Annotated in this window: 23 protein-coding genes; 8 read left to right on the top strand and 15 right to left on the bottom strand. The window is 71.8% G+C overall.

Annotated elements, in window-relative coordinates:
• A partial coding sequence (locus C5H89_RS15020) for a hypothetical protein (protein ID WP_162799405.1) occupies positions 1 to 249 on the top strand: 249 nt, incomplete at its 5' end.
• A 54-nt stretch (positions 250 to 303) separates the two neighbouring features.
• Here C5H89_RS15020 and C5H89_RS15015 read toward each other — a convergent pair.
• Entirely contained in the window at positions 304 to 1,149 is an 846-nt protein-coding gene (locus tag C5H89_RS15015; protein WP_104107801.1) for a 3-hydroxybutyryl-CoA dehydrogenase, read from the bottom strand.
• Positions 1,150 to 1,228: 79 nt separating this feature from the next.
• Between C5H89_RS15015 and C5H89_RS15010 the strand changes: the two genes are divergently transcribed.
• Entirely contained in the window at positions 1,229 to 1,903 is a 675-nt protein-coding gene (locus tag C5H89_RS15010; RefSeq protein ID WP_162799404.1) for a TetR family transcriptional regulator, read from the top strand.
• On the opposite strand, the gene C5H89_RS15005 is transcribed toward C5H89_RS15010, so the two are convergent.
• Positions 1,856 to 2,473 (bottom strand): rhomboid family intramembrane serine protease, encoded by a 618-nt coding sequence (locus C5H89_RS15005; protein ID WP_104107800.1) that lies wholly within the window; start codon positions 2,471 to 2,473, stop codon positions 1,856 to 1,858. The genes C5H89_RS15010 and C5H89_RS15005 overlap by 48 nt on opposite strands.
• 118 nt (positions 2,474 to 2,591) lie before the next feature.
• Between C5H89_RS15005 and icmF the strand changes: the two genes are divergently transcribed.
• Positions 2,592 to 5,840: a fused isobutyryl-CoA mutase/GTPase IcmF gene (gene icmF / locus C5H89_RS15000; RefSeq protein WP_104107799.1), complete on the top strand. Its 3,249-nt coding sequence runs from the start codon at positions 2,592 to 2,594 to the stop codon at positions 5,838 to 5,840.
• A 31-nt stretch (positions 5,841 to 5,871) separates the two neighbouring features.
• On the opposite strand, the gene C5H89_RS14995 is transcribed toward icmF, so the two are convergent.
• The 8 genes from C5H89_RS14995 to C5H89_RS14960 all read right to left on the bottom strand — a co-directional run bounded on the left by C5H89_RS14995 (position 5,872) and on the right by C5H89_RS14960 (position 14,729).
• Positions 5,872 to 7,551, bottom strand: coding sequence for a hypothetical protein (locus tag C5H89_RS14995; RefSeq protein WP_104107798.1), 1,680 nt, complete (start codon positions 7,549 to 7,551; stop codon positions 5,872 to 5,874).
• Entirely contained in the window at positions 7,548 to 8,537 is a 990-nt protein-coding gene (locus C5H89_RS19525; RefSeq protein WP_104107797.1) for a hypothetical protein, read from the bottom strand. The genes C5H89_RS14995 and C5H89_RS19525 overlap by 4 nt, the downstream gene beginning before the upstream one ends.
• Before the next feature lie 37 nt (positions 8,538 to 8,574).
• A complete protein-coding gene (locus tag C5H89_RS14985; protein WP_104107796.1) occupies positions 8,575 to 9,573 on the bottom strand; it encodes a TIGR03557 family F420-dependent LLM class oxidoreductase in 999 nt (332 codons plus the stop codon).
• Between the two features lie 31 nt (positions 9,574 to 9,604).
• Complete coding sequence (locus C5H89_RS14980) at positions 9,605 to 10,438, bottom strand: ATP-binding cassette domain-containing protein (RefSeq protein WP_104107795.1); 834 nt, start codon at positions 10,436 to 10,438, stop codon at positions 9,605 to 9,607.
• Positions 10,435 to 11,547, bottom strand: coding sequence for a putative F420-0 ABC transporter permease subunit (locus tag C5H89_RS14975; protein WP_104107794.1), 1,113 nt, complete (start codon positions 11,545 to 11,547; stop codon positions 10,435 to 10,437). The genes C5H89_RS14980 and C5H89_RS14975 overlap by 4 nt, the downstream gene beginning before the upstream one ends.
• A gap of 7 nt (positions 11,548 to 11,554) precedes the next feature.
• On the bottom strand, positions 11,555 to 12,613 hold the full coding sequence (locus C5H89_RS14970; protein ID WP_205305059.1) for a putative F420-0 ABC transporter substrate-binding protein: 1,059 nt from the start codon (positions 12,611 to 12,613) through the stop codon (positions 11,555 to 11,557).
• A gap of 156 nt (positions 12,614 to 12,769) precedes the next feature.
• Positions 12,770 to 14,089: an MFS transporter gene (locus tag C5H89_RS14965; protein ID WP_104107793.1), complete on the bottom strand. Its 1,320-nt coding sequence runs from the start codon at positions 14,087 to 14,089 to the stop codon at positions 12,770 to 12,772.
• Positions 14,090 to 14,093: 4 nt separating this feature from the next.
• Positions 14,094 to 14,729 (bottom strand): PaaI family thioesterase, encoded by a 636-nt coding sequence (locus tag C5H89_RS14960; RefSeq protein ID WP_104107792.1) that lies wholly within the window; start codon positions 14,727 to 14,729, stop codon positions 14,094 to 14,096.
• 135 nt (positions 14,730 to 14,864) lie between these two features.
• Here C5H89_RS14960 and C5H89_RS14955 point away from each other — a divergent pair, with 135 nt between their 5' ends.
• Both C5H89_RS14955 and C5H89_RS14950 read left to right on the top strand, forming a co-directional pair.
• Positions 14,865 to 16,076: a CoA transferase gene (locus tag C5H89_RS14955; RefSeq protein WP_104107791.1), complete on the top strand. Its 1,212-nt coding sequence runs from the start codon at positions 14,865 to 14,867 to the stop codon at positions 16,074 to 16,076.
• 151 nt (positions 16,077 to 16,227) lie between these two features.
• Positions 16,228 to 16,941, top strand: coding sequence for an FCD domain-containing protein (locus C5H89_RS14950; protein WP_199286801.1), 714 nt, complete (start codon positions 16,228 to 16,230; stop codon positions 16,939 to 16,941).
• A gap of 65 nt (positions 16,942 to 17,006) precedes the next feature.
• Here the strand turns inward: C5H89_RS14950 and C5H89_RS14945 are convergent, their stop codons facing one another.
• Genes C5H89_RS14945 through C5H89_RS14930 form a run of 4 tightly spaced genes read right to left on the bottom strand, consistent with a single transcriptional unit; the run spans position 17,007 to position 20,909 of the window.
• Entirely contained in the window at positions 17,007 to 17,804 is a 798-nt protein-coding gene (locus C5H89_RS14945; RefSeq protein ID WP_104107790.1) for an amidohydrolase family protein, read from the bottom strand.
• A gap of 7 nt (positions 17,805 to 17,811) precedes the next feature.
• The gene (locus tag C5H89_RS14940) at positions 17,812 to 18,561 is read right to left on the bottom strand and encodes an SDR family oxidoreductase (RefSeq protein WP_104107789.1); all 750 of its coding nucleotides are present in this window, start codon (positions 18,559 to 18,561) and stop codon (positions 17,812 to 17,814) included.
• Position 18,562: 1 nt separating this feature from the next.
• Entirely contained in the window at positions 18,563 to 19,705 is a 1,143-nt protein-coding gene (locus C5H89_RS14935) for an acyl-CoA dehydrogenase (protein ID WP_205305058.1), read from the bottom strand.
• A gap of 52 nt (positions 19,706 to 19,757) precedes the next feature.
• Positions 19,758 to 20,909 (bottom strand): acyl-CoA dehydrogenase family protein, encoded by a 1,152-nt coding sequence (locus C5H89_RS14930; RefSeq protein WP_205305057.1) that lies wholly within the window; start codon positions 20,907 to 20,909, stop codon positions 19,758 to 19,760.
• Between the two features lie 139 nt (positions 20,910 to 21,048).
• Between C5H89_RS14930 and C5H89_RS14925 the strand changes: the two genes are divergently transcribed.
• From C5H89_RS14925 to C5H89_RS14915, 3 genes are read left to right on the top strand one after another with little or no spacing between them, the layout of a single operon-like run.
• On the top strand, positions 21,049 to 22,254 hold the full coding sequence (locus C5H89_RS14925; RefSeq protein WP_104107787.1) for a thiolase family protein: 1,206 nt from the start codon (positions 21,049 to 21,051) through the stop codon (positions 22,252 to 22,254).
• Positions 22,255 to 22,298: 44 nt separating this feature from the next.
• Complete coding sequence (locus tag C5H89_RS14920) at positions 22,299 to 23,057, top strand: SDR family NAD(P)-dependent oxidoreductase (RefSeq protein ID WP_104107786.1); 759 nt, start codon at positions 22,299 to 22,301, stop codon at positions 23,055 to 23,057.
• Positions 23,054 to 23,857 (top strand): crotonase/enoyl-CoA hydratase family protein, encoded by an 804-nt coding sequence (locus C5H89_RS14915; protein ID WP_104107785.1) that lies wholly within the window; start codon positions 23,054 to 23,056, stop codon positions 23,855 to 23,857. The genes C5H89_RS14920 and C5H89_RS14915 overlap by 4 nt, the downstream gene beginning before the upstream one ends.
• A 37-nt stretch (positions 23,858 to 23,894) precedes the next feature.
• Here the strand turns inward: C5H89_RS14915 and C5H89_RS14910 are convergent.
• The coding region (locus C5H89_RS14910) for a DEAD/DEAH box helicase (RefSeq protein WP_104107784.1) at positions 23,895 to 25,190 on the bottom strand (1,296 nt) is incomplete at its 5' end.

Raw genomic sequence — 25,190 nt, 5'->3', positions numbered from 1 at the left:
CGCACCGACCGCTCGAACATGTGCGAGGACCGGCCGTTCCGCTCGGGTGCGGAACGGCCGGTCCTTGCGGCGGGTGAGCAGCGCACCGTCTACGTGCTGGTCACCGGCGACCAGAACCACGAAGAGGGCCGGGAGGTGTGCACGTCGCGCGAGGACGCCACCGCCCGCCGGGACGACCTGCGATCCCGTGGGCTCCTCGATGCCCGGGTTCGGGAGGTCCTCACGAACACCTGGCTCGTCGACCTGTGAGCGAGGCGCCGGCCTCGAGCTAGTGCTGCTCCTGGCGGTTGGTGGCGCCCTTCCTCAGGCGTAGGTGTAGAAGCCACGTCCGGTCTTGCGGCCGAGCAGGCCGGCGTCGACCATTCTGGCCAACAGCGGCGGGGCGGCGTACAGCGGCTCCTTGAACTCCTCGTACAACGACTCAGCGACCGCCTTGGTGGTGTCCAGGCCGATCAGGTCGGCCAGCGCCAGCGGGCCCTGGGGGTGCGCCGCACCGAGCACCAGGCCGCGGTCGATGTCCTCCGCGGTGGCGAAGCCGGACTCCAGCATCCGGATCGCGGAGAGCACGAACGGGATCAGCAGCGCGTTGACCACGAAGCCGGCACGGTCCTGGCAGTCGATGGCCTGCTTGCCCAGCTGGCCCTCCACGAACGCCCGGGCCCGGGCGGTGGTGTCGTCGGCGGTGAGCAGGCTCGGCACCAGCTCGACCAGCTGGAGGACCGGGACGGGGTTGAAGAAGTGGACGCCGATGACGTTCTCCGGGCGGGAGGTGACCACGCCCAGCTTCATGATCGGGATCGAGGAGGTGTTGGAGGCCAGGATCGCGTCGGGGCGGGTGACGATCTGGTCCAGGGCGCGGAAGAGCTGGGTCTTGGCGTCCTCGTCCTCGACGATCGCCTCGATCACGATGTCGCGGTCCGCGAGCTCACCGAGGTCGGTGACGACCCGGATCCGCTCCAGCACGGCGGCCGCGGAGTCGATCTTGCCCTTGGCCTCGGCCCGGGTCAGCGACTTCTCCAGGCGGCTGCGTCCGGCGTCGGCAGCGCCCTGGCTCGACTCGGCGACCACCACGTCCAGTCCGGCTCGCGCGGAGACCTCCGCGATGCCCGCACCCATCAGTCCACACCCGACAACTCCGACGTTCTGCATGTTTGCTCTCTTCTCTGGGACTCAGTACCGTTGCGAACGGTACTCAGTACCGCCGAGTAGCAGAACTCCTGGGGGTCGTATGACGGCACGCGAACGCATCTCCGAGGCCGCCCTCTCCCTGTTCGAGGAGCGCGGCTTCGACCAGACCACCATCGAGGACGTGGTCGAGCGCGCTGGCGTGGGCCGCACCACCTTCTTCCGGCACTTCCGGTCCAAGGAGGAGGCGGTCCTCCCCCACCAGGCCGCGCTGCTGGACCAGGTGACCGAGCGCCTCAACCGCCCGGAGCCCGAGCCGCTCGACGTCCGGGTCACCGAGGCCGCCCGGATCGTGCTGGACCACTACCTCACCGAGGGCGAGCTGGCCCGCAGCCGTTACCGCCTCGTCTCGGCGGTGCCCGCGGTCCGCGCCCGGGAGTACGCCGGCCAGCGGGCCTACCAGCGCGCCTTCCGGGCCGCGATCCACGCCGGGCTGAGCGACGTGCCGGACCGCGACCTGGAGGCCGAGCTGGTGGGGCAGGCCGTGGTGACCGCGCACAACCACGTGCTGCGCTGCTGGCTGCGGGGCGAGAGCACCGACCCGGTGCGGGACTTCGACCGCGCGCTGCGCCGGGCCACCGAGCCGCTGCGGCGCACCGGCACCGACGGGGCTCCGGACACCCTCGCCGTCGACGCGGCACGCTCCGCCCTGCCGGCGCTGGAGCGGCTGCTACCCGCGGTACGGCGACTGGCCGACGCCGATCCGTCCGAGTCGTGACGGCCTGAGCCACCAGGCCGCGAGCAGACCGCCGAGGGCGCCGAAGAGGTGCCCCTGCCAGGAGACGCCGGGCTGGCCGGGCAGCACGCCCCACAGCAGGCTGCCGTAGACGAGGAAGAGGAGCACGCCGAGCGCGATCTGACCGGGCCGGCGGGTGAAGATCCCGCGCACCAGCAGGAAGACGAGCCACCCGAAGACGAGCAGGGAGGCCCCGAGATGGACCGTCCCGGCTCCACCGAGGAGCCAGGTCCCCAGCCCGCCGACGATCCACACCGTCGCGGTGACCGCGAGCCACTGGCCCACCCCGGAGAGCAGGATCAGGAAGCCGAGGACCAGCAGCGGCACGGTGTTGGCGGCCAGGTGGTCGAAGCCGACGTGCAGCAGGGGCGCGAACAGCACGCCACTGAGCCCGTCGGGGCTGCCCGGGCGGATTCCCTCACGGTCCAGCCGGTTGTTCAGGCCGGTGTCGAGCAGCTCGATGAGCCACAGCAGCGCCACGAAGCCGGAGCTGACCAGCGCGGCCTCGCGCCACGGGCGACGCGGGCGCGGGTCGTAGGGACGCGTCGCCATCCCCCCAAACTACGACAGCGCCGAAGCCGAACGGACCCGCGCGACCCCTTCCGGGATTTAGTAGGACGTCCTACTATTAAACTCCTAGGACGTCCTACTACTTCTCGAAGGCTGCCTCATGAGCGAGCTCCACGTGCCCCGCAACCCGGTTCGCCTGGTGACCGCCTCAGCACTGTTCGACGGCCACGACGCCTCCATCAACATCATGCGGCGGATCTTCCAGAGCCAGGGCTGCGAGGTCATCCACCTCGGTCACAACCGCTCGGTGGCCGAGGTCGTCGCCGCCGCGCTCGAGGAGGACGTGCAGGGCGTCGCCGTCTCCTCCTACCAGGGCGGGCACGTGGAGTACTTCGAGTACCTCACCGAGTCGCTGCGCGCCGCCGGGGCGGACCACGTCAAGGTCGTCGGGGGTGGCGGCGGGGTGATCGTGCCGCAGGAGATCGAGCGGCTGCGCGCGGCCGGGGTACGGATCTTCTCCCCCGAGGACGGCCAGCGCATGGGCCTGGTGGGGATGGTCAACTCGGTGGTCGCCGACTGCGACTTCGACCCCTGGACCCAGCGCCAGGCAGACGTCGAGGCGGTGCTGGCCGGCGACCGGCCGGCGATCGCCCGCGCCCTGACCGGAGCGGAGACCGGCCAGCTGGACGAGCAGACGCTGACCCGGATCCGGGCGGCCGCCGCGGCCACCGGCACTCCGGTGCTGGGCATCACCGGCACCGGCGGCTCCGGCAAGTCCAGCCTCACCGACGAGCTGGTCCGGCGCTTCCGGATCGACCAGCAGGACAAGCTGCGGATCGCGGTGGTCGCGGTCGACCCCACCCGCCGCAAGGGCGGCGGCGCGCTGCTGGGCGACCGGATCCGGGCCAACGCCCTGGACGGCGAGCGCACCTTCTTCCGCAGCCTCGCCACCCGGGGCGCCCACGAGGTGCCCGAGCACCTGGCCGACGTGATCGACGTGATGAAGGCGGCCGGCTTCGACCTGGTCGTGGTGGAGACCCCCGGCATCGGCCAGGGCGACGCCGCGATCGTGCCCTTCGTGGACCGCTCGCTGTACGTGATGACGCCCGAGTTCGGCGCCGCGTCCCAGCTGGAGAAGATCGACATGCTCGACTTCGCCGACACCGTGGCGATCAACAAGTTCGAGCGCCGCGGCGCCAAGGACGCGCTGCGCGACGTCGGGCGCCAGCTGGTGCGCAACCGCGAGGCCTTCGGGAGCCAGCCTCACGAGATGCCGGTCTTCGGCACCAGCGCCGCCACCTTCAACGACGACGGCGTCACCGCGCTCTACCAGCACCTGCGCGACCAGCTGGCCGAGGCCGGGCTGGCCGTCACCGAGGGCCTGCTCCCCCGCGTCGAGGTGCGCCACTCCTCGACGATCCGCCAGGTGGTGCCCGGCGAGCGGGTCCGCTACCTGGCCGAGATCGCCGAGACCGTCCGCGACTACCACCGCCGCACCGAGGAGTACGCCGCGGCGGCGAGCCGGGTGCAGCGCCTCGAGCTGGTGGCCGGGGAGCTGGTGGAGGCGGGACTGGAGACCGGTCTGGAGACGGCTGGCACGAGCGGGGTGCAGACCCTGCTGGAGTCCGCCCGCAAGGCGCTGCCGCACCAGGTCGCCGACCAGGTCGCGGCGTGGCCGGCTGTGGTGGCGTCGTACTCCGGCGACGAGCAGGTGGTGACGGTGCGCGGCAAGGAGCAGCGCACGGCGCTGACCCGCGAGTCGCTGTCGGGCAACCCGATCCCCCGCGTCTCCCTGCCGCGCTTGACCGACCACGGCGAGCTGGTGCGCTTCTGGCGCCGGGAGAACCTGCCCGGCTTCTTCCCGTTCACCGCCGGCGTCTTCCCGTTCAAGCGGGACGGCGAGGACCCGGCCCGGATGTTCGCCGGCGAGGGCGACCCGGCGCGCACCAACCGCCGGTTCAAGATCCTCTCCGCCGACGGCGAGGCCACCCGGCTCTCCACCGCGTTCGACTCGGTCACCCTCTACGGGCGCGACCCCGACCCCCGTCCCGACGTCTACGGCAAGGTCGGCACCTCGGGGGTCTCGGTGGCCACGGTCGAGGACATGGCGGCGCTCTTCGACGGCTTCGACCTGGTCGCGCCCTCGACCAGCGTCTCGATGACGATCAACGGGCCCGCGCCCACAGTGCTGGCCTTCTTCCTCAACACCGTCATCGACCAGCAGGTGGCGAGGTTCCGTGAGAGCGAGGGTCGCGACCCCGACGAGAACGAGCACGCCGAGCTGTCGGCGTACGCCTTGGCAAACGTGCGCGGCACCGTGCAGGCCGACATCCTCAAGGAGGACCAGGGCCAGAACACCTGCCTGTTCTCCACCGAGTTCAGCTTGCGGATGATGGCCGACATCCAGCAGTGGTTCATCGCGAGGAAGGTGCGCAACTTCTACTCCGTCTCCATCTCCGGCTACCACATCGCCGAGGCCGGGGCGAACCCCATCAGCCAGCTCGCGTTCACCCTGGCGAACGGCTTCACCTACGTCGAGGCGTACCTGGCGCGCGGCATGGACATCGACGACTTCGCCCCCAACCTGTCGTTCTTCTTCTCCAACGGCATGGACCCGGAGTACTCCGTGCTGGGCCGGGTGGCGCGCCGCATCTGGGCGATCACCATGAAGGAGAAGTACGGCGCGGCGGAGCGCTCGCAGAAGCTGAAGTACCACGTGCAGACCTCCGGTCGCTCCCTGCACGCCCAGGAGATGGACTTCAACGACATCCGCACCACGCTGCAGGCGCTGATCGCGATCTACGACAACGCCAACTCCCTGCACACCAACGCCTACGACGAGGCCGTCACCACCCCCACCGAGGAGTCGGTACGCCGGGCCCTGGCGATCCAGCTGATCATCAACCGCGAGTGGGGCCTGGCGATGAACGAGAACCCGCTGCAGGGCTCCTTCATCATCGACGAGCTCACCGACCTGGTCGAGGCCGCGGTGCTGGCGGAGTTCGACTCCCTCAACGAGCGCGGGGGCGTGCTGGGCGCGATGGAGACCGGCTACCAGCGAGGGCGGATCCAGGACGAGTCGATGCGCTACGAGCACCGCAAGCACGACGGCTCGCTGCCCATCATCGGGGTCAACACCTTCGTCAAGCCCGACTCCGACGTCTCCCCCGCCGACGTCGAACTGGCGCGCGCGACCGAGTCCGAGAAGGAGTCCCAGCTGAGCCGGGTCCGGGAGTTCCACGCCGCCCACGGCGCCGAGGCCCAGCAGGCGCTGGCCCGCCTGAAGGAGGCGGCCATCTCCGGCGACAACGTCTTCGCGGTGCTGATGGACGCCGCGCGGGTCTGCTCGCTGCAGCAGGTCACCGAGGCGTTCTTCGAGGTGGGCGGGCAGTACCGGCGCAACGTCTGAGCAGTCCCCCGGCGGCGGGGGACGGCGCGACTCAGTCCGGGGTGCCCCGCACGAAGGCCGCCCCGATGCCCTCGTCGGTCCGGGCGTAGTCCTGGGCGGCGGAGCCCAGCAGGTCGGCGGCCGCACCCACCGCGGCGGCCCCGGTGCGCAGGCTGTCCGCCGCGGCGCCGACCAGCGTGCGGACCGTGGCGGCGAGCACCGCGGCCTGCGGCACCTCGCCCAGCAGGTGGCCGGGGACGGTGACGGCGTCCAGGTCGGCGCCCGCGGCCTTGAGGTCGCTGGTCGGGCCGGAGAGCTCGCCGGCCGCCTGCAGCAGAGTCCCGGGCTCCACGTCGTAGTCCTCGCCGAGGCCGAGCTCGGAGAGCGGGGTGCGGGTCATGAACGGGTTGCCCCACAGGTCCTGGTAGTCGTCGCGGCCCCACCACCACCCGGCCGTCCCGGACAACGGGCTGTCGAACTCCCCGGCGCCGGACTCGTAGGTCACCACCAGCTCGCCGTCGACCTCCACCACGCCCTGGGACATGCTCGGCAGCTCGTAGGGCTCGCTGCGGTTGCCGTCGTGGTCCTGGACGATGAGCTGGCTGTGGTCCTGGTGCCGGCCCGCGGAGGAGCTGAAGACGAGCTCGTCGTCGCGCACCAGGACGCCCTGGGTCTTGGGCGGGGTGTCGATGGTCTCGACCTTGACCCACTCGCCCCCGGACCGCTCGTAGACGTAGAGCTTGTTGTCCTCGTGGTCACCCAGGTAGAGCTTGCCGTCCTTCATCGCGGAGTAGGAACCGCCGTCCATCCCGGACTGCGGGGCTCTCTCCTGGGGCACGGTCTGCCCCGGTCCCGTCTTGCGGATGGCGTCGAGGGAGTAGGTGAACACCTTGCCGTTGTCGGTGACGTAGACCTTGTCCCCGTCGACCGTCACCCCGCCCGCATGCTTGGGGTGGTCGGTGCTGACGCGGTTGCCGTTGGCGTCGATGTAGGAGTCGCCCAGCTTGACCTCGCCGACCTCGCGTCCGGTCACCTCGTCGACGAGCGCCAGGTAGGAGTCCTTGCCGTGGCCCTCGTCGTCCTTGGTGTAGTAGCCCTGCAGCAGGGTGCCACTGGTGGGGTCGTAGCCGAGCCCCTGGGGGATCCAGCCGCGGTCGTCGCCGTTGGCGGCGGTGTTGGGGATGCGCGGCCCGAGCTCGCTGTCGTTGCCCTCCAGCCACTTCTCGTTCTTGGCCAGCCCCTCCTCCACCCACTTCCGGGTCTCCTCGTCGAGCTGGTCCAGGCTGGGATCGTCGCCGGTCAGCACGGCCCCGATGGCGCTGAGCTGCTGGTTGTACGTCGACCCGACCGTGAGCAGGCAGCCGTTGACCACCCGCGCGAAGAGCTCCTCGATCACCGCGGGCATCCCGTCGGGACGGTTGCGCCAGAAGGCGATGTAGTGGTCCGCGTGCGACTCGACCGTCTCGTAGGCGCCGGCGGCGGCCTCCAGGGCGTACCGGGCCAGCACCACGCCCGAGCGGCTCGTCGCCAGCCCCTGGTGCAGGGCTCCCATGCGTCCGGCGAAGGCGGTCGCCGCGCCGCCCGACCACACCGGCATCCGCTGGGCGTGCGCCAGGTCCTCCCGCACCCCGGCGAGGTCGTGGATGACGCCCTCGAGCGTCTGCACCCTGGTCCGGATGGCCGACGCTTCGGCCGACACCAGCCGTCGGTACTCGATCTCCGGATTCGTCACTCGTCGCCCCCCTGCAGGTAGATGCCCTGGATCTCCGACCCCGCCGGGAACAGCACGAGCTGGCCGGTGGACTCCGGGTAGGTGGTGCACTCACCGGAGGGCATGACGCAGGACAGCAGGCTCACCGCGTCACCGGGACGAGTCCTGTTGCCGCGTCCCGGCCCCCGGGCGACGGTGCCGACCACGGTCTCCTCGTCGGCCCACCAGGAGAGGGCCGAGCGCGGCTCCTCGAGCACCAGGTCGACCTCCTCACCGTCGCGGTCCACGACCCGGTCAGGACCGGTGTCCCGCTGCTCGATCCGCCAGCGCCCGTCCGGGCTCTGCGACGGGCCGGCGTCCCAGCCGGGAGGCTCGTCGTCCTCGCCCGCGGGCCTGCCCTCCCCGGTCGCCAGGTCGTAGACGTAATTGCCCTCGAGCGCCGAGACGTAGACGGCGTCGTCGCTGACGCCCCGCACGTGCACCTCGGCCTCCGACAGGTTCCACTCGGGGTCGTCGTGGTCGTTCTCCATCCCGTCCTCAGAGGTGAACGCCTCACCGGTGGCCAGGTCGAAGAAGCGCAGCACGGCACGGCCCTCGTCGTGGTCGGTGTCCAGCAGCACCAGCGTCGTGCCGTCCGGGGAGGCCGCGATCTCCCGGTCGTAGGCGCTCAGACCGGTGTCGACCGGCTCCCGCCCGGGGGCCGCGAAGTACAGCGGCCCGCCGGCGAAGGAGGAACCGTCCTCCTCGTCCTGGGCCAGGGGCTCGTAGAAGACCCCGTCGCCGGCGACCAGGAAGGCCCGGACCGGGTCCGCGGTGTGGATCTCGGTCCCGTCCGCCAGGTGCACCGTGGAACCGGCCGCCCAGGCCAGCCCGCGCACCTCGACCGGGTCCGTGCTGGTGCGCCACGCCGCGTCCTCGGCCACCGCGCCGGCGCCGGCGTCGTCACCGCAGCCGGACAGCAGCGTCGCGACAAGCGCGCTCGCCGCCACCACTCCCCTGACCCCCATGGCCGGACTATGCCACCGACGGGAGCCAGGCAAACCTCTAGGAGTCCAGCTCCGGGATCACGTCGCGCCCGAACGTCTGCAGGAAGGCCGCCTGGTCGGGCCCCACGTTGTGCAGGAACACCCGGTCGTAGCCGAGGTCCAGGTAGGTCCGGATCTCGGCCAGGTGCACGGCCGGGTCGGCGCTCGCCGGGATCCGACCCTCGAAGTCCTCGGCCCGCACCAGCCGGGCGATCTGCTCCACCGCGTGCGGGGAGCGCAGGTCGCCCCGCGCGAACCGCATCGCCGCCATCGGGTAGCGCTCCACGACGTGCCGGACCGCCGCCTCGGTGCTGCTCGCCCAGCTCACGTTGAGGTGGAGCCAGGCGGGCATCGCGGCGGGGTCCTTGCCGGACTCCCGCGCCCCCTCCCGGAACCGCTCCAGGAGCAGCGCCGCCTGCTGCGGCTGCACGGCGAAGGCCAGCAGCCCGTCGGCGCTGCGGCCCGCGCGGCGCGCGGTATGCGGGCCGCTGGTGGCGACCAGCACCGCGGGCGGCTGCTGCGGCATCGTCCACAGCCGGGAGCTCTCCATCCGGAAGTGCGAGCCGTCGTACCGCACCTCGCGGCCCGCGCCCGACCCGGCGAAGAGCCGCTTCACCAGCTCCACGGCCTCGAACAGCCGCTCGATGCGCTGCGGCGGCTCCGGCCAGTAGTCGCCGACCACGTGCTCGTGCAGCGCCTCGCCGACGCCCATCGAGATCCAGTGCCGCCCCGGGTGCAGCGCCCCCAGGGTCGCGGCGGCCTGCGCCAGCGCCGCGGGGTGCATCCGTCCCCCGGCCACCGCCATCCCGACCCCGAAGTCGCCCGTGGTGTGCTCGGCCAGGGCGCCGAGCAGGGTCCAGACGTGGGGCGCCTGGCCCAGGCTGGGGAGCCAGGGCTGGAAGGTGTCGGCGGCCATGGTGCCGACGAAACCGGCGTGCTGGGCCATGACGCTGAGGTCGACGGCCTCGCGCGGTGTGACCGCGTCCAGCGGTACGACGTACCCGACCCGTCCCTGCACGTCGCCTCCTGGCTCGTCCTCGGGCGTCAGTCTAGGTTCGGGAGAAGGCGATCAGCGGCCGGCCCGTCCTCGGGTGGGCCACCACGTCGGCGGCCACGCCGTAGGTCTCCTCGATCAGGGCGGGGACCAGGACCTCGCCCACCTCACCCACCGCGCGCACCCGGCCACCGGCGAGCACCACCACGTGGTCGCAATGGGCCGCGGCGAGGTTGAGGTCGTGCAGGGCGGCGAGCACGGTGATCCCGGTCCCCGCGATCTCCCGCAGCAACGCCAGGGTGTCCAGCTGGGCCCGGATGTCGAGGTGGTTGGTGGGCTCGTCGAGCAGCAGCAGCCGCGGCTGCTGGGCCAGTGCCCGGGCCAGCTGCACCCGCTGCTGCTCGCCCCCCGAGAGCGTGGCCAGGGAACGGTCCGCCATCCCCTGCAGCCCGGCGCGCGCCAGGGCTGCGTCGACCTCCCCGGACTCCGTCGGGGCCACGGCCCAGGACGACTCGTGCGGGATCCGGCCCAGGGCCACCACCTGGCGCACGGTGAGGGCGAACTCCGCCCGGGCGTCCTGCTCGACGACCGCGACCTGTCGGGCCCGGTCCCGACGGCGCAGGGCGAGCAGGTCGACGCCGTCCAGCACGACGCTCGCCTGGCCACGCTCGGCCCGTCGCCGGGCGGGGGTGGCGTCCGGGAGCCGGTCCGGAGACGCGGTGCCGGCGATCAGGCGGAGCAGGCTCGACTTCCCGGCCCCGTTGGGACCGACCAGGGCGACGACGCCGCCGCTGGGGACCTGGAACGAGGCGTCCTCGACCAGAACCGTGCCTCCCGCCACGCGGGACAGGCCGCGCACCCGCAGCGTGCCGAACCCGTCCGGAGTCATGCCCGCCCCCGGTGGCCGATCAGGACCAGCACGAAGACCGGCGCCCCGATCAGCACGGTGATGATGCCGACGGGGACCTCGCGCGGGTCGAACAGGGTGCGCGCGACCGTGTCGACCCAGATCATGAAGATGGCGCCCAGCAGCACGGTCAGCGGCAGCAGCCTCCGGTGCCGGGAGCCGACCACCAGCCGTACGGCGTTCGGCAGCACCAGGCCGACGAAGCCGATGGCCCCGCTCACCGAGACCATCGCTCCGGTGACCAGCGCGGAGCCGCCGAGCAGCAGCCACCGGGTCCGGCCGACGTCCACCCCGAGCGAGGCGGCGGCGGAGTCGCCGAAGGCGAAGGCGTCCAGCACCCGGCCGCGCATCAGCACCGGGATCCCGACCGCCAGCAGCACCCCCCAGGTGATCGCCACGGCCGGCCAGTCGGCACCGGCCAGCGACCCCAGCATCCAGCTGAGCACCTGGCGGAAGGAGTCACCCCGGGCGTTCCAGAAGATCAGCATCGAGGTGACGGCAGCCGCGAAGGAGGAGACCGCCAGCCCGGCGAGGACCGTCCGGCTCGGGGTGATCTCCCCGAGCGAGCGGGCCAGGCCCAGCGTCGCGGCCAGGGCGATCAGCGCGCCGCAGAACGCCGCCACCGGCAGCATCACCGACATGCCGAGCAGCAGCACCAGAACGGCGCCGGTGGAGGCCCCGGAGGAGAGCCCGAGCAGGTAGGGGTCGGCCAGCGGGTTCCGGGTCAGCGCCTGCATCACCGCCCCGCTCAGCGCCAGGCCGGCGCCCACCGCGGCCGCGGTCAGGACGCGCGGCAGCCGCAGCTCCCACACGATCCCGGCGCGCAGTGCGGTCACTTCGCTCTCGCCCAGGCCCAGCCGTTCCCCGACGGCGCCCCAGACCTCGCGCAGCGTCAGGTCCGCCGGGCCGATGGTGACGGCCAGGCCGATGGAGAGCACCAGCACGAGCACCAGGGCCAGCAGCAGGACCGGGAGGCCGAGCTGCCCCGGGTGGGGACGCCGCCGCGTTGGCCGCGGTGTCCGTGGCTCCTTCCGGGCCGGCGCCTCGGGCACGGGCCCGGTCCGGGTGGTCGGGGCCGGCACCGGAGTCATCGCCGGCTCACCGCTGGGTCGGCTCGAGCAGGCCGAGCTCAGCGAGCTGCTCGGACAGCTCGAGGGTGGCCGGCACGGAGCGGACCCCGGCCTCCGCGGCGGGGAACGGCAGCACCAGGTAGCGCTGCCGGCGCACCGCGGACAGCTCGGCGGTGGCGGGGCTGGACTCCAGCTGGTCGATCTTCTCCCTCGCCGAGTTCCAGGTGGCGTCCACCAGCACGATCACGTCGGGATCGGCGTCCACGATCGCCTCCCAGCCCATCGAGGTCCAGGTCTGGTCCACGTCCTCGGCGACGTTGTCCAGGCCGAGGGCCTCCAGCACCATCTGCGGCGCGCCGATCCCGCCCCCGACGTACGGCGTGTCCTCGCCGGAGGACCACCACAGCGCCGTGGTTCCGGGGACCGCGCGCCTGACCTCGGACAACCGGGAGCGCTGCTCGGTCACCAGGGCCTGCGCCGCCTCGGGCTCCCCGAGGATCGCGCCGAGCTCCTGGAACTGGTCGAACAGCAGGTCGAAGGTCATCCGGTCCGGCTGGTCCTGGGGCGCCTGGCACGCGGCCGGGGAGACGTAGGTGTGGACGCCGAGGCGGGCCAGCTGGTCCCGCTCGCCCGCCGTGTCCGCGGCCAGGTTGCTCTCCCAGCCCGCCAGCACCAAGTCAGGCTCCTGCTCGAGGACCACCTCCTGGCTGGGCGCCTCGTCGGAGATGGTGGTGATGCCCGCGGCCTCCTCGGCCCACTGCTCGGGCACCGGTCCGTCCGCGAAGGCCTGGCCGACGATCCGCTCCCCCAGCCCCAGCGCCAGCAGCAGCTCGGTGGAGGTGGACTTGATGGTGACCACGCGCTGCGGGGGCTCGTCGAAGGTGACCTCGGTGCCGCAGTTGCGCACCGTGACCGGGTAGCCCGCCACGGCGCTCGCCGAGCCCTCCTCGGGCTGGTCCGCCGCGTCGTCGGAGCCACCGCCGCAGCCGGCCAGGACGAGGGCCAGCCCGAGGGCGGACAGGGCGGTCGAGGTACGACGGCGCGGGAACAGGACATGGGACGGTGCTTGCGACTGGGCTTGCGACACTGGGGACCTCCGGATTTGGGCGTGCGGGACAACCGCCGGCAATCGCCGCGGACGATCCGTCGCCCCAATCCGGGTCCGACTCTCCCGGCCAGGTCGCGGTCGGGGATCACCGCACACGATAGACCCTGCGCATGGATCCGGTGGGCCGGGTCGGCGTCAGCGCCTGGGACCGCGCCGGTGCGCCCGTACGTCGGGCTGGAGCCCAGCCGCGGCGAGCAGGGGCAGCGCCGCCAGCACGAGCAGGCTGACGGCGTAGCCGACCACGCCGTTGAGCCCGCCGACGACGGCGGAGCCCACGCTGCCGCCGGTGAGGAAGAGCAGCATCGCCACCCCCAGGGCCACCCCCCGCACGTCCGCGTCCGCGGAGTCCCCGACCGCACGCAGCAGGGCCGGCTGACCCAGCGAGAAGCACGCGGTGTTCAACATGATCGACAGGGTCAGCAGCGGGGGCCAGAGCTGCCACACCCCGACCGCCGCGAGGACCAGGCTCAGGGAACCCCCGACGCTGGCGACGGCGAGCGACGCCGACGCGCCCAGGCGCTCGATCAGCCGGCCGGAGAGTCGGGGCGTGAAGAAGCCGGTGAGCGCGCCGGGCACGAGCAGCAGTCCCACCTGCCACGGTTCCCAGCCCTCCAGCACGAGCACGGCCGGAGCAGCGACCAGCAGCGCGAACCAGCCCGCCGGCAGGGCCGCGGCCGCCACCGCGCTGCGTACCAGCGTGCCGTTGCGCACCACGACCAGGGGCAGGAAGCCACCCGGCTCGCGCCTGACCCACAGCACCACCGCCGGCACCCCCGTCGCCAGCAGCGCGCAGCCCGCGACGGCGAAGACGACGTCGGTGGACGGCGACTGGACCAGCAGCACCAGCCCGGCGGCCGCGAGGGCCACGAGGCAGGCGCCCACCACGTCGAGCCGGCCCCTGATCCCCTCGGAGTCCAGCGCGTGCCAGATCCAGGGCAGCACCAGCAGGCCCAGCATGGGGACGGCCATCACCCCGCGCCAGCCCAGCGTCGCCTCCACGAGTCCGCCTCCCAGCGGCCCGAGCCCGCCGACGACCGCCGCCATGCCCGCCAGTCGTCCGAGCGCGAGGCTGCGGATCGGGCCGTCGTACCGGGCGGTCAGCACCACGACCCCGAGCGTGGGCACCGCGGCCGCTCCCGCGCCCTGTACCAGTCGGCCGACCAGGTGGAGCTCGTAGCCCGGCGCCAGCGCGGCCAGCATCGCCCCGGCGGTCATCATGCCCACCCCGGCCGCCAGCGGGGCCCGCACCCCGACCAGGTCGGAGATCCGGCCGTACAGCGCCGTGGTCACCCCCAGCATCAGGACGTAGAGGCTGATGGTCCACACCGCCGTCGAGACCTCGATGCCGAGGTCCTGGGCCATCGGGGCGAGCGCGATGGCCGCGGAGGACGAGCCCATGCTGGCGATGCCGAAGAGCACCCCGACCAGGGTGGCGACGCGCCTGGAGTCGTCCACCCGGTCAGCGCCCCGTCGGGGCGGGGAAGGCGACGAACAGGCCGCTCGCCGTCACGCAGGGCTCGCCGTCGAGGGTGATCTCGCCCGAGGTGACGATCTTGCGTCCCTCCAGGCGCTCCTGCCGTGCGGTCACCCGCAGGTCGGCGAAGAGCGGGGTGGGTCGCAGGTAGCGCAGCTCGAGCCCTCCGGTCAGCCCGATGGTTCCGGCCCACGAGTTGGCCAGGGCCAGCACGTGGTCGAGCACCATGGCGAGCACCCCGCCGTGCACCAGCCCAGGCGGACCTTGGTGGGGCAGGCCGAACCGCACGCTGCCTGCCACCGAGCCGTCACTGCGGCCGACGACCTCGACCGGTGGGGCGAACGGGTTGTGGGCGCCGGACACCGGGTCGTGTCGGCTGTACCTCTCGCGGCGCTCCAGCCCGTCCACGACCTCCTGTGCCGTGGGCGAGCACCGCTCCAGCCGGAAGGCCAGGTCCTCCAGCGCCATGGCTGCGGACTCGAGCTCGGCGCCCGGGCCGGACCCGACCGAGGACGTGTGCCTGATCAGCAGCTCCCCGACACGGCGTGCCGCCGCGACCGCCCGCTCGGCAGCAGGATCGCCGGGGCACGGCGCGATCACCTCTGACTGCCGGATGCTCATCGCGGCACGCTATCCCACCAATCGGTCGTTTGGCCCTCCATGTCAGGATCAGCGCCGCTCCGTCGTACCGGCCTTGTGACCAGCGCCACCCAATGTTAGTATTGATGCGCATTGATTGCGTCGAGAGGACACCCCATGCCCAACCCCCAGTCCCAGGCACCACTGACCGGCGTCCGCGTCGTCGAGCTGGGCTCCATGTACGCCGCCCCGACCGCGGGGCGGATGCTCCGGGACTTCGGTGCCGACGTGATCAAGATCGAGGACCCGGTCCACGGTGACTTCGCCCGTCAGTGGCAGCCGGCGCACGAGGGGCTGGCCATCGGCTTCTCGCGCCTGAACTCGGGCAAGCGCTCGGTCGGCCTCGACATGCGCCAGCAGGAGGGCCGCACCGTCGCCCGCCAGCTCATCAGCAAGGCCGACGTGGTCATCGAGAACTTCCGTCCCGGACGGATGGAGGCCTGGGGTCTCGGCTACGCCGAGCTCGCGGCCGACAACCCCAAGATCGTGATGACCCGGGTCAGCGGCTTCGGCCAGACCGGCCCCTACAGCGAGCGTCCGGGCTTCGGCACCGTGGCCGAGACCGCCAGCGGGTACGCCTTCCTCAACGGCTGGCCGGACACCCCGCCCACCGCCCCGCCGTTCGGGTTCGCCGACTCCATCGCCGGCATCTCCGCGGCCTTCGGGACCGCGATGGCGCTGTTCCGCCGCGAGATGGCCGGCCAAGGCTCCGAGGTCGACGTGGCGCTGTACGAGCCGCTGATGTTCATCCTGGGCGACGCAGTGCTGAACTACACCTCGACCGGCACGATCATGCAGCGGCACGGCAACGCCTCCGGCGCAGCCTCCCCGCGCGGGATCTACCAGGCCGCCGACGGGACCTGGCTCTCCATCGCCGCCTCCAACCAGTCGATCGCCCTGCGCCTGTTCGAGGCGATGGGGCGTCCCGACCTCAAGGACGACGAGCGGTTCGCCACCAACACCGCCCGGATGGCCAACAACGACGCGATGCAGCAGATCGTCATCGACTGGGTCGGCTCGCACCCGCGCTCCGAGGCCCTGGAGATCCTGGACAAGTACGAGGTCGTGGCGGCCGCCGTCAACGACTCCAAGGACGTGACCGAGGACCCGCACTTCAGCGAGCGCACCCTGGTGGAGCTGGCCAACACCGTGCTCGGGCCGGCGCTGATGCCCGGGCCGATCCTGCACATGAAGGACTACGCCGGTCCGACCTACGATGGCGTACCCAGCGTGGGCCAGCACACGCGCGAGATCCTGGTCGACGAGCTCGGCCTGACCTCCGAGGACGTGGACTCCCTGGCCTCGAACGGCGTCGTGAACGCCTCCTGAGCCCGTTCGGCACGCGCAACATGAAAGCAATTCATTCACCGCGGCTAATTATTGACTATGATTCCCCTAGGCTTCGTCGTCGCCGTAGCTCGAGCCGGCACCCCGCCGGCAAGTGAAGGGACCTGACATGACCTCCGGCTCACTGAGGCCCATGAAGACCGCCATGCTGGTGGCGCAACGGATCGTGGCCGACATCAACGAGCGCGGCAACGTGGTCGGCGACCGGCTGCCGCCCGAGCGCGTGATGCTCGAGAAGTACGACGTGGGCCGCGGCACGCTCCGCGAGTCACTGCGCTTCCTCGAGCTCCAGGGCGTCATCACCCTCAAGCCCGGCCCCGGTGGCGGTCCCGTGGTCCAGCAGCCGGATGCCGGCTGCCTGGCCACCTCGCTCACCCTGCTCCTGCAGTTCGCCAACGCTCCGTTCCGCACCATTGCCGAGGCCCGCCTCGGGCTGGAGCCGATGATGTCCCGGCTCGCCGCGGAGCGGATGGACGAGGCGAACCTGGCCGCCCTGAGGGCCAGCGTGGACAACATGCAGGAGAACCTGAAGAACCAGTCGATCTTCCTGGAGGAGAACAAGCGCTTCCACGACCTGATCGCGCGCGGCTCCGGCAACGCGATGTTCGGCTATCTCGTCGACGCCCTGCTCGGCATCCTCGACGGGTCGGCGATCGGCATCGACTACCCCGAGGTGCGCCGTACGGCGGTGCACAAGGCGCACCTGCAGATCTGCGAGATGATCGAGTCCCGCGACCCCAACGCCGCCGCGGCGTCCATGCAGGACCACATCCAGGAGTACCTGCGCTACGCGGAGAAGAAGTTCCCCGCCGTGCTCGACGAGCCCATCGTGTGGGGCGTCATCTGAGCTGTGCCCACCGAGGCACGACCGAGGCGCCCGACCCCGAGGGGTAGGGCGCCTCGGGCCGGGCTCTAGGAGGGCAGCCGATCGCCCAGCACGCTGGCCAGGGTCCCGCCGAGCACCAGCTTGGTCTCGTCGTCGGTGAGTCCCAGCGCCTCGATCGCGCGGATCTCCTCCGCCGGGCTGGTCATCGGCCAGTCGGAGCCGAACACGATGCGCTCAGCGCCGTGCTTGCGGATCAGGTCGCGGACCCGCTCGGGGCGCAGCGTGGCGAGGCTGGGCGGCCAGGAGGTCTCCAGCACCACGTCCGTGCCGGCCAGCATCTCCTCGGCGTCGTCGAGGATCTTGTAGCCCCCGAAGTGGCAGGCCATCAGCCTCAGGTCGGGGAACTGGCGGGTGATGTCGCGGATCATCCGCGGGTTGGACAGGCCGTTGGTGAACTCGTCGCCACCCTCGCCGACGTGGGTGATCACGGCGTAGTCGCTGCCGAAGGCCTCGAAGATCTCCCACAGCCGCGGGTCGTCGAGGCCGAACTTCTGGAAGAGCGGGTGGATCTTGACCGCCCGCACCCCGTGCCGCTGCAGGCTGGCGAGGTTCTCCTCCACCGACAGGTCCACGTGCACGGTGCCGAAGGGCACGTGGGTCTCGTCGGCGAGCCCGGCGACGAAGCGGTTGACCGAGTCGACGTGGCGGGCCTCGTTGGCGATCGCCAGGCAGCAGCTGATCTGGACGCCGCTGTCGGCCATGTCGCTGGTGAGGCCGCTGACGGTGCCGTCGCCCCGGGCCTCGAGGCCCTCGACGCGGTTGCCGCCCAGGGCGATCGCGGCGATCTTGTCGGGCCAGATGTGGGTGTGGGCGTCGATGATCATGTCAGGGTCACAGCTTTCCGGACTCGCCACCGTCGACCACGAAGATCGCACCGGTGGTGAAGGGGGACACGGGGGACACGAGCAGGCAGGCCAGCGGCACCAGCTCGGACGGGTCGGCCATCCGGCCCGCGGGGATCTTGGCCACGCGACGGGCCAGCAGGTCCTCGGACTCGGTGACCGCCTTCTGCGCGTCGGTCCGGAACGCACCCGGGGCGATGCAGTTGACCTGCACGTTCTTGGAGCCCCACTCGGCGGCCAGCGCCTCGGTGAACCGCACCACGGCGCCCTTGGAGGTGGAGTAGCCGACCAGGAAGGGCTTGCCCCGCACGCCCGTGGTGGAGGCGACGTTGACGATCCGACCGCCACCCTGGGCGATCATCTGGCGGCCGGCCGCCTGGGCCAGCATCATCGGCGCCAGCACGTTGACGGTCAGGGCGTCCTTCCAGATCTGCGGGTCCTGGTCCACGAACTTGCCTGCCGGCGCGATGCCGGCGTTGTTGATCAGGCCGTCGATCCGCCCGTGCCGCTCGATGACCTCGTCGACGAGCCCGGATACGGACTCCTCGTCGGTCATGTCCGCCTCCACGATGCTGATGCGGCCGTGACCACGCTCGGCGACCTCGGCCAGGCTGGCCACGCTCCGGGCGGCGGCCACCACGTAGGCGCCCTCCTCGGCGAGCTTGATCGCCATCTCGGCACCGAGTCCGCGGCTGGCGCCGGTCACCAGGACGACTGTGTCCTCCAGCTGCAGGTCCATGTCAGCGGGCGCCCTTCGCGAGCCGGCGGGCCAGCGAGTCGAGCAGCACCTCGGTGGCACCCTCGTAGACCCGCAGCGGCCGGGCGTTGCGGTAGAGGCGCTCGATCTTGGAGCCGCGGACGAGCCCGAAGCGCCCCATCGTCTGGACCGACCGGTCGACGACCGCGGCGGCCGACTCGGTGGCGTGCACCTTGGCCATCGAGGAGTAGTCCAGGTGGGCCAGCGGGTCGCTCTTGGCCAGGGCCGCCGCGCGGTACACGAACGCCCGGGCGGCCTCCACGTCGGTCCAGGACTGGGCCAGCTTCTGCGAGACCGCACCCAGCTCGATGAGCGGCTTGCCGAACTGCTCGCGGGTCATGGCGTGGTTCTTGGCCTCGTCCAGCGCCGCCTGGGCCAGGCCCACGGCGGAGCCGGCCACGGTCACCCGGAAGACCGCCAGGGTCTGCAGCATCAGCGAGAACGCCTTGCCGGGAACCCCGAGCCGGTGGTCGGCGGGCACCCGGACGTCCTCGAAGGTGAGCTCGCCCAGGATGTGGGGCGCCATCAGGTCGGCACCCTTCTCGATGCTCAGCCCCGGCGTGCTCGCCGGGACCAGCACCATCGACCAGCCGTCCTCCTCACGCACCAGCGTGCAGTAGAAGTCCGCCGCTCCGCCGTTGGTGATGAAGGACTTGCGCCCGTTGACGACCAGCTCGTCCCCGTCGACCACCATCGTGGTGGTGATGGCTCGCAGGTCCGAGCCCACGTCGGGCTCGGTGAGCGCGAGCCCCGCGATGGCGTCCAGCGTGGCGACCTTGGGCAGCCACTGCTGCTTCAGCGCCTCCGAGCCCCCCACGGACAGCGAGTAGCTGCCGACCCCCTGCATGCCGAACATGGAGTCCAGGTGCGCCGAGGAGTACATCAGCTGCTCACGGACCACCGCGATCGTCAGCGGGTCCAGCACCTCGTCGTGCCCGCCGTACGCCGCCTGGACCACGTAGCGGGCCAGGCCACTCTCCCGCAGGGCGTCCAGGCATCCCTGGTGCACCTCGACGGCCTCGTCGGCCTCGTCGGCGAAGGGTGCGACCTTGGCGGCCACCTCCCGGGCGATCTCCCGGACCTCACGGTGCCGGGGGCTGAGGTCGAACAACTGGCTGTCTTCCACGGTGAGTTCCTTCTGGAGAGTTTTCGACGGGCCGACGGGCTGGGGGGCCCGCTCAGCGACGCTGGTCGAACTTGCGGCCGAGCACCTCGGAGACGATGCGCGTGCGCTGCATCATCGGGGTGCCGCCCGCGATCGCCCAGCCGTGGGAGTCACGGTGCAACCGCTCGAGACCGTACTCCTCGGTGTAGCCGTTGCCGCCGTGGATCTGCATGGCCAGGTCGGTGACCTTCTTTGCCATCTCGTTGGCGGTGCACTTGGCGAGCGAGACTGCCAGGGTGTCCGGGACACCGGTCTCGGTGGCGGTCGCCGCGGCCTTGTCGCGCAGCAGCCGGGCGGCCTCGACCTGCAGGATCATGTCGGCCAGCATCACCTGGATGCTCTGGAACTCCACCAGGGGCTTGCCGAACTGCTCGCGCTCCTCGACGTACTTCAGCGTCTTGTCGAGGGCGGCCTGGCCGATCGCGAGGCTCATGGTGGTGTTGCCCATCCGCTCGATGGAGAAGACACCGAAGAGCTTGCCGAAGTTGCCGGCCGGCACCACGACGTTCTCCAGGGGGACCTCGACGTTGTCGAAGTAGAGGTCGGCCGAGGGGATGCCGCGGAAGCCCATCAGGCGCTCACCGGCGCCGAAGCTGAACCCGGGGGTGCCCTTGTCGACCACGACCGCGCCGATCCCCTTGGCGCCGGGCGCGTCGGAGAGGCGGCAGTAGAGCAGGTACTGGTCGGCCTCGCCACCGTTGGAGATCCAGCGCTTGGAGCCGTTGATCACCAGGCGGCCGTCGACCTCCTTGGCGTTGGTGCGCATGTCCGTGGCGGCCGAGCCGGCGTCCGGCTCGGAGATGCCGACGGCCATGGTGCGCTCGCCGCTGATGATGTCGGGGAGCCAGCGCTCCCGCTGCTCCTCGGAGCCGAGGTGGGTGATCACCTGGGCCGGGCCGGTGTTGGCCTCGAAGACCTGGAAGGCGGCCGGACGGCACACCTTGCCCAGCTCCTCGATGACCACGAGCGCCTCCTCGAGCGGGGCGCCGGAGCCACCGTACTTCTCCGGGTGGGCGATGCCCAGGAAGCCGAGGTCGCCGAGTCGGCGGCGCTCTTCCTTGGGGATGGGCGTGCGGTTGACGTCGAGCGATTCGGCCATGGGTTCGTAGACCTCGCGAGCCACCTGTGCCGCAAGCTGTCTGATCTCCGCGTACGGATCCGTCACGGAATCACCTCCTTAGTTGTAATCATTATCCTAGATTCATCTCGGAAAGCGTGTCAAGGAGTGCCGGTAACCCGTTCCACAACCGCTGCCCCCCTGGCGACCGTGGACATACGCATGACAATCATGATAAGCAATAGGCATGGCTCAGACGCAAGGAAACAGCCCCCGCGACGTCGTGATCGTCGACGCCGTCCGCTCGCCCGTGGGACGCGGCAAGGCGGGAGGCGCCCTGTCCGACGTACACCCGGTGGACCTGCTCGCGCAGACGCTGCAGGCGCTCCTGGCCCGCTCCCCCCAGGTCGACCCCGGGACCGTGGACGACGTCATCATCGGCTGCGTCTCGCAGGTCGGCGAGCAGTCCGCGACTCCGGGCCGGATGGCCTGGCTCGCCGCGGGCTTCCCGGCGCACGTCCCGGCCACCACCATCGACCGCAAGTGCGGCTCCAGCCAGCAGTCGGTGCACTTCGCCGCCCAGGGCATCCTCTCCGGCGAGGCCGACATCGTGATCGCCGGCGGCGTGGAGTCGATGAGCCGGGTGGTCATGGGCTCGGCCCGGATGGACGCCGACCCCTACGGCGCCGGGATCGCCGAGCGCTACGCCCCCGGCCTGGTCTCCCAGGGCGTCGCCTCGGAGCTGGTCACCGCCGAGTGGGGCTTCACCCGCCAGGAGCTCGACGAGTACGCCGCTCTCTCCCACGAGCGGGCCGCGGCCGCGCAGGACGCGGGCGCGTTCGACCGCGAGATCGTGCCGATCACCACCCCGAACGGCGTGGTGAGCGCCGACGAGACGATTCGTCGCGGCACCACGGTGGAGAAGCTGGGCGGGCTCAAAGCGGTCTTCGAGAACGACCAGCTGTCCGAGCGCTTCCCCCAGGTCACCTGGTCGACCACGGCCGGCAACTCCTCCCAGATCACCGACGGCGCGGCCGCCCTGCTGCTGATGTCGCGGGCCAAGGCCGAGGAGCTCGGGCTGCGCCCCCGAGCCCGGGTGCACACCATGTCCGTGGTCGGCAGCGACCCGCTGCTGATGCTGACCGGCCCGATCCCCGCCACCCACAAGGTGCTGGCCCGCTCGGGCCTGACCCTGGACGAGATCGACCACGTCGAGGTGAACGAGGCGTTCGCCCCGGTGCCGCTGGCGTGGCTCAAGGAGTTCAAGGGCGACCCGGCCAAGCTCAACCCGCGCGGCGGCGCCATCGCCCTGGGCCACCCGCTGGGCGCCTCCGGGGCGCGTCTGATGACCACGATGCTGCACGCACTGGAGGACGAGGGCCAGCGCTACGGCCTCGAGCTCATGTGCGAGGCCGGCGGGATGGCCAACGCCACGATCCTCGAGCGGCTCTGACCCGCTCCCCCCTCGCAGTTCCCCCACACATCGAAGGAGTCCGAGTGGACGTCAACGGAGCATCAGCCCTGGTCACCGGCGGGGCCTCCGGCCTCGGCGCGGCGACCGCCCGTCGCCTCGCGAAGGCCGGAGCCCACGTCGTGGTCTTCGACCTCAACAAGGAGCTGGGCACCGAGTTCGCCGCCGAGATCGGCGGCACGTTCGCCCAGGGCGACGTGACCGACGCGGCGACGGTCGACGCCGCCCTCGACGCCGCGGAGCAGCACGGCCCGCTGCGGGCCCTGGTGCACTGCGCGGGCAAGGGCGGCACGGTCCGCCTGGTCAACCGCGACGGCACGCCGGGCGACCTGGAGCTCTACCAGCAGCTGATCAACATCAACCTGGTGGGCACCTTCAACGTGCTGCGGCTCGCCGCGGCCCGGATGGCCAAGAACGAGGTGCTCGAGGGCGAGCGCGGCGTCTGCGTGCTCACCGCCTCGGTCGCCGCCTGGGAGGGCCAGATCGGCCAGATCCCCTACGCCTCCGCCAAGGCCGGCGTGGTCGGGATGACCCTGGTGGCCGCCCGCGACCTGGCCACCAAGAACATCCGGGTCAACACCATCGCCCCCGGCGTCTTCGACACCCCGATCCTGGCGCGGTTCTCCCAAGAGATCCGCGACGGCCTGGGCGGGCAGGTGCCCAACCCGGCCCGGCTCGGCCAGCCCGACGAGTTCGCGATGATGGCCCAGCAGGTCGTGGAGAACCCCTACCTCAACGGCGAGACCATCCGCCTGGACGGCGCGATCCGGATGGCTCCCCGATGAGCGCGGCCACCACGGACCAGCAGACCGACCAGCCCGCCGGCCCGGAGCTCAAGGTCACCGAGCGGGGCCGGGTGCTGGTCATGACCATGGACCGGCCCGCGTCGCGCAACGCGATGTCGCTGCAGATGGCCCAGGAGATCGCCGACGCGCTCGACCTGCTGGACAGCCGCGACGACCTCAGCGTCGGGGTCATCACCGGCGCCAACCAGACCTTCTGCGCCGGCATGGACCTCAAGGGCTTCGCCCGGGGCGAGCGCCCGGTCATCGAGGGCCGCGGGTTCGCCGGCCTGGTCCAGAAGCCGCCGACCAAGCCGCTGATCGCGGCGGTCGAAGGCTACGCCCTGGCCGGCGGGTTCGAGATCGTGCTGTCCTGCGACCTGGTGGTCGCCTCCACGGCGGCGAAGTTCGGGCTGCCCGAGGTCAAGCGCGGACTCACCGCCGCTGCCGGCGGCCTGCTGCGCCTGCAGCGTCGCATCCCCTACCACCTGGCGATGGAGCTGGTCCTGACCGGCGCCATGTGGCCCGCGACCGCGGCCGCCGAGGTGCACCTGGTCAACCGGCTGGCCGAGCCGGGCTCCGCGCTCGAGGTGGCGCTCCAGCTCGCCGACGAGATCGCCGCCAACGCTCCCCTGGCACTCGCCGCGTCCAAGCAGGTCCTCGTCCGCTCCCAGGACTGGGAGCTGGCGGACATGTTCGAGCGGCAGCACGAGTTCGTGAACCCGATCCGGACCTCCGCAGACGCCAAGGAGGGCGCGCTCGCCTTCGTGGAGAAGCGGGACCCCGTCTGGACCGGTCGCTGAGACCAGCTCGTCGCAGGAGGGACCGGGGCCTCGGCAGTCAGGTCCCGGTCCCGTCCGCTGTCCCGTCGGCTGTCAGCGTCGTGGGCGGCAGCCAGTCCGCCCCGAGGAGCTGCGCGAGGTCCGCGAGGCCGGTGGTGTCGCTTCCCACCGAGTCGGAGGCGGCGGCGATCCGCTCCACCATCACCTTGCCGACCTGCTCCTCGACCGTGCCCTCGGCATAGGCGATGTGCCACGGCGAGACCTGATGGTCGCGGTGGGTGCGACCGGTCACCTGCCGTGCGGCGATGCCCGAGAAGCGGGCCTGGTGGAAGATGCCGACCCGCGGCTCGGTGCTCGCCCGGCGGCCGTCGGCGAGGGTCTCGCCGGCGTGCAGGCTGATCGAGGCGACCGTGGTGAAGACGCAGACCTTCGCCTGTCCGGTCTGGAACTTCAGCCGCTCGGCCTCGGCGTCGAACCGGTCGCCGCCGTAGATCGTGGCCACCTCGATCCCGGAGTCACGCAGCCGGTCGGCGATGGGGTCGGCGGCGGTGGTGACGAACTCCACCGAGCACGCCACCTGGCGCTCGGCCTGGACCTGCTGGGCGATCCAGGCCACCGTCGAGTCGACCCGGATCAGCCCGGCCTTCTGCCGGAAGCGCAGCAGCGCGGCACGACCCTTCACCACGTTGCGGCCGCGTCGCGCGAGGTCCATCTCACGACAGAACGCTCCCCACTCAGCCTCGTAGGAGGACCGCTCCGCCGGGGTGAGAGCCACCGGCATGCCGGAGATCGGCACCGGCCCCCACGGTGCGGCGCGGTGCAGCATCGCCGGGGGCCGCTCGTCGGTAAGCCAGCCGCGCACCAGCTTGAGGTCCGCTGCGCGTCGCGCGGGATCGGTGGTCCAGGTCGCGCCGTAGCGGCCGTGCTCCACCTCGACGCCGTGGCGCTCGAGCGCGCCTGCGAACGCGGCCCCGGGTTGTGTCGCCGAGGTCCACGCCTTCATCGGTTCACCGAGTACCTGCGCATAGGCGGGAGCGAGGTACGGCAGCTCGAGCGGCGTGTGTCCCGGCGTCGCGGTCGTCGCGATGACGAACGGCGCCTGGTCGTGCGGCCGCCCGTGCCCCGACACCTTCGTCCAGAGCTTCCACCGCTTCGTCGTCGTACGCCGCAGCGCGTGGGCCTCGTCCGCGATGATCACGTCCCAGGTGTGGTCCGTGACCTTCTCCAGCCGGTCCCAGGTGATCACGACCCACTCCAGACCCCCGTCCCCCAGCGCCGTGATCGTGCGGCACCAGTGGCCGATGGTGATCGCGGCGGGCCGGTCGGCGACGACGAGCACCCGGCGCGCGCCGCG

This window comes from Nocardioides sp. 616 (assembly GCF_002930065.1).
GTDB lineage: Bacteria > Actinomycetota > Actinomycetes > Propionibacteriales > Nocardioidaceae > Nocardioides > Nocardioides houyundeii.
The sequence above is the reverse complement of the archived record's forward strand: the minus strand, read 5'-3'. Positions and strand labels throughout refer to the sequence as shown.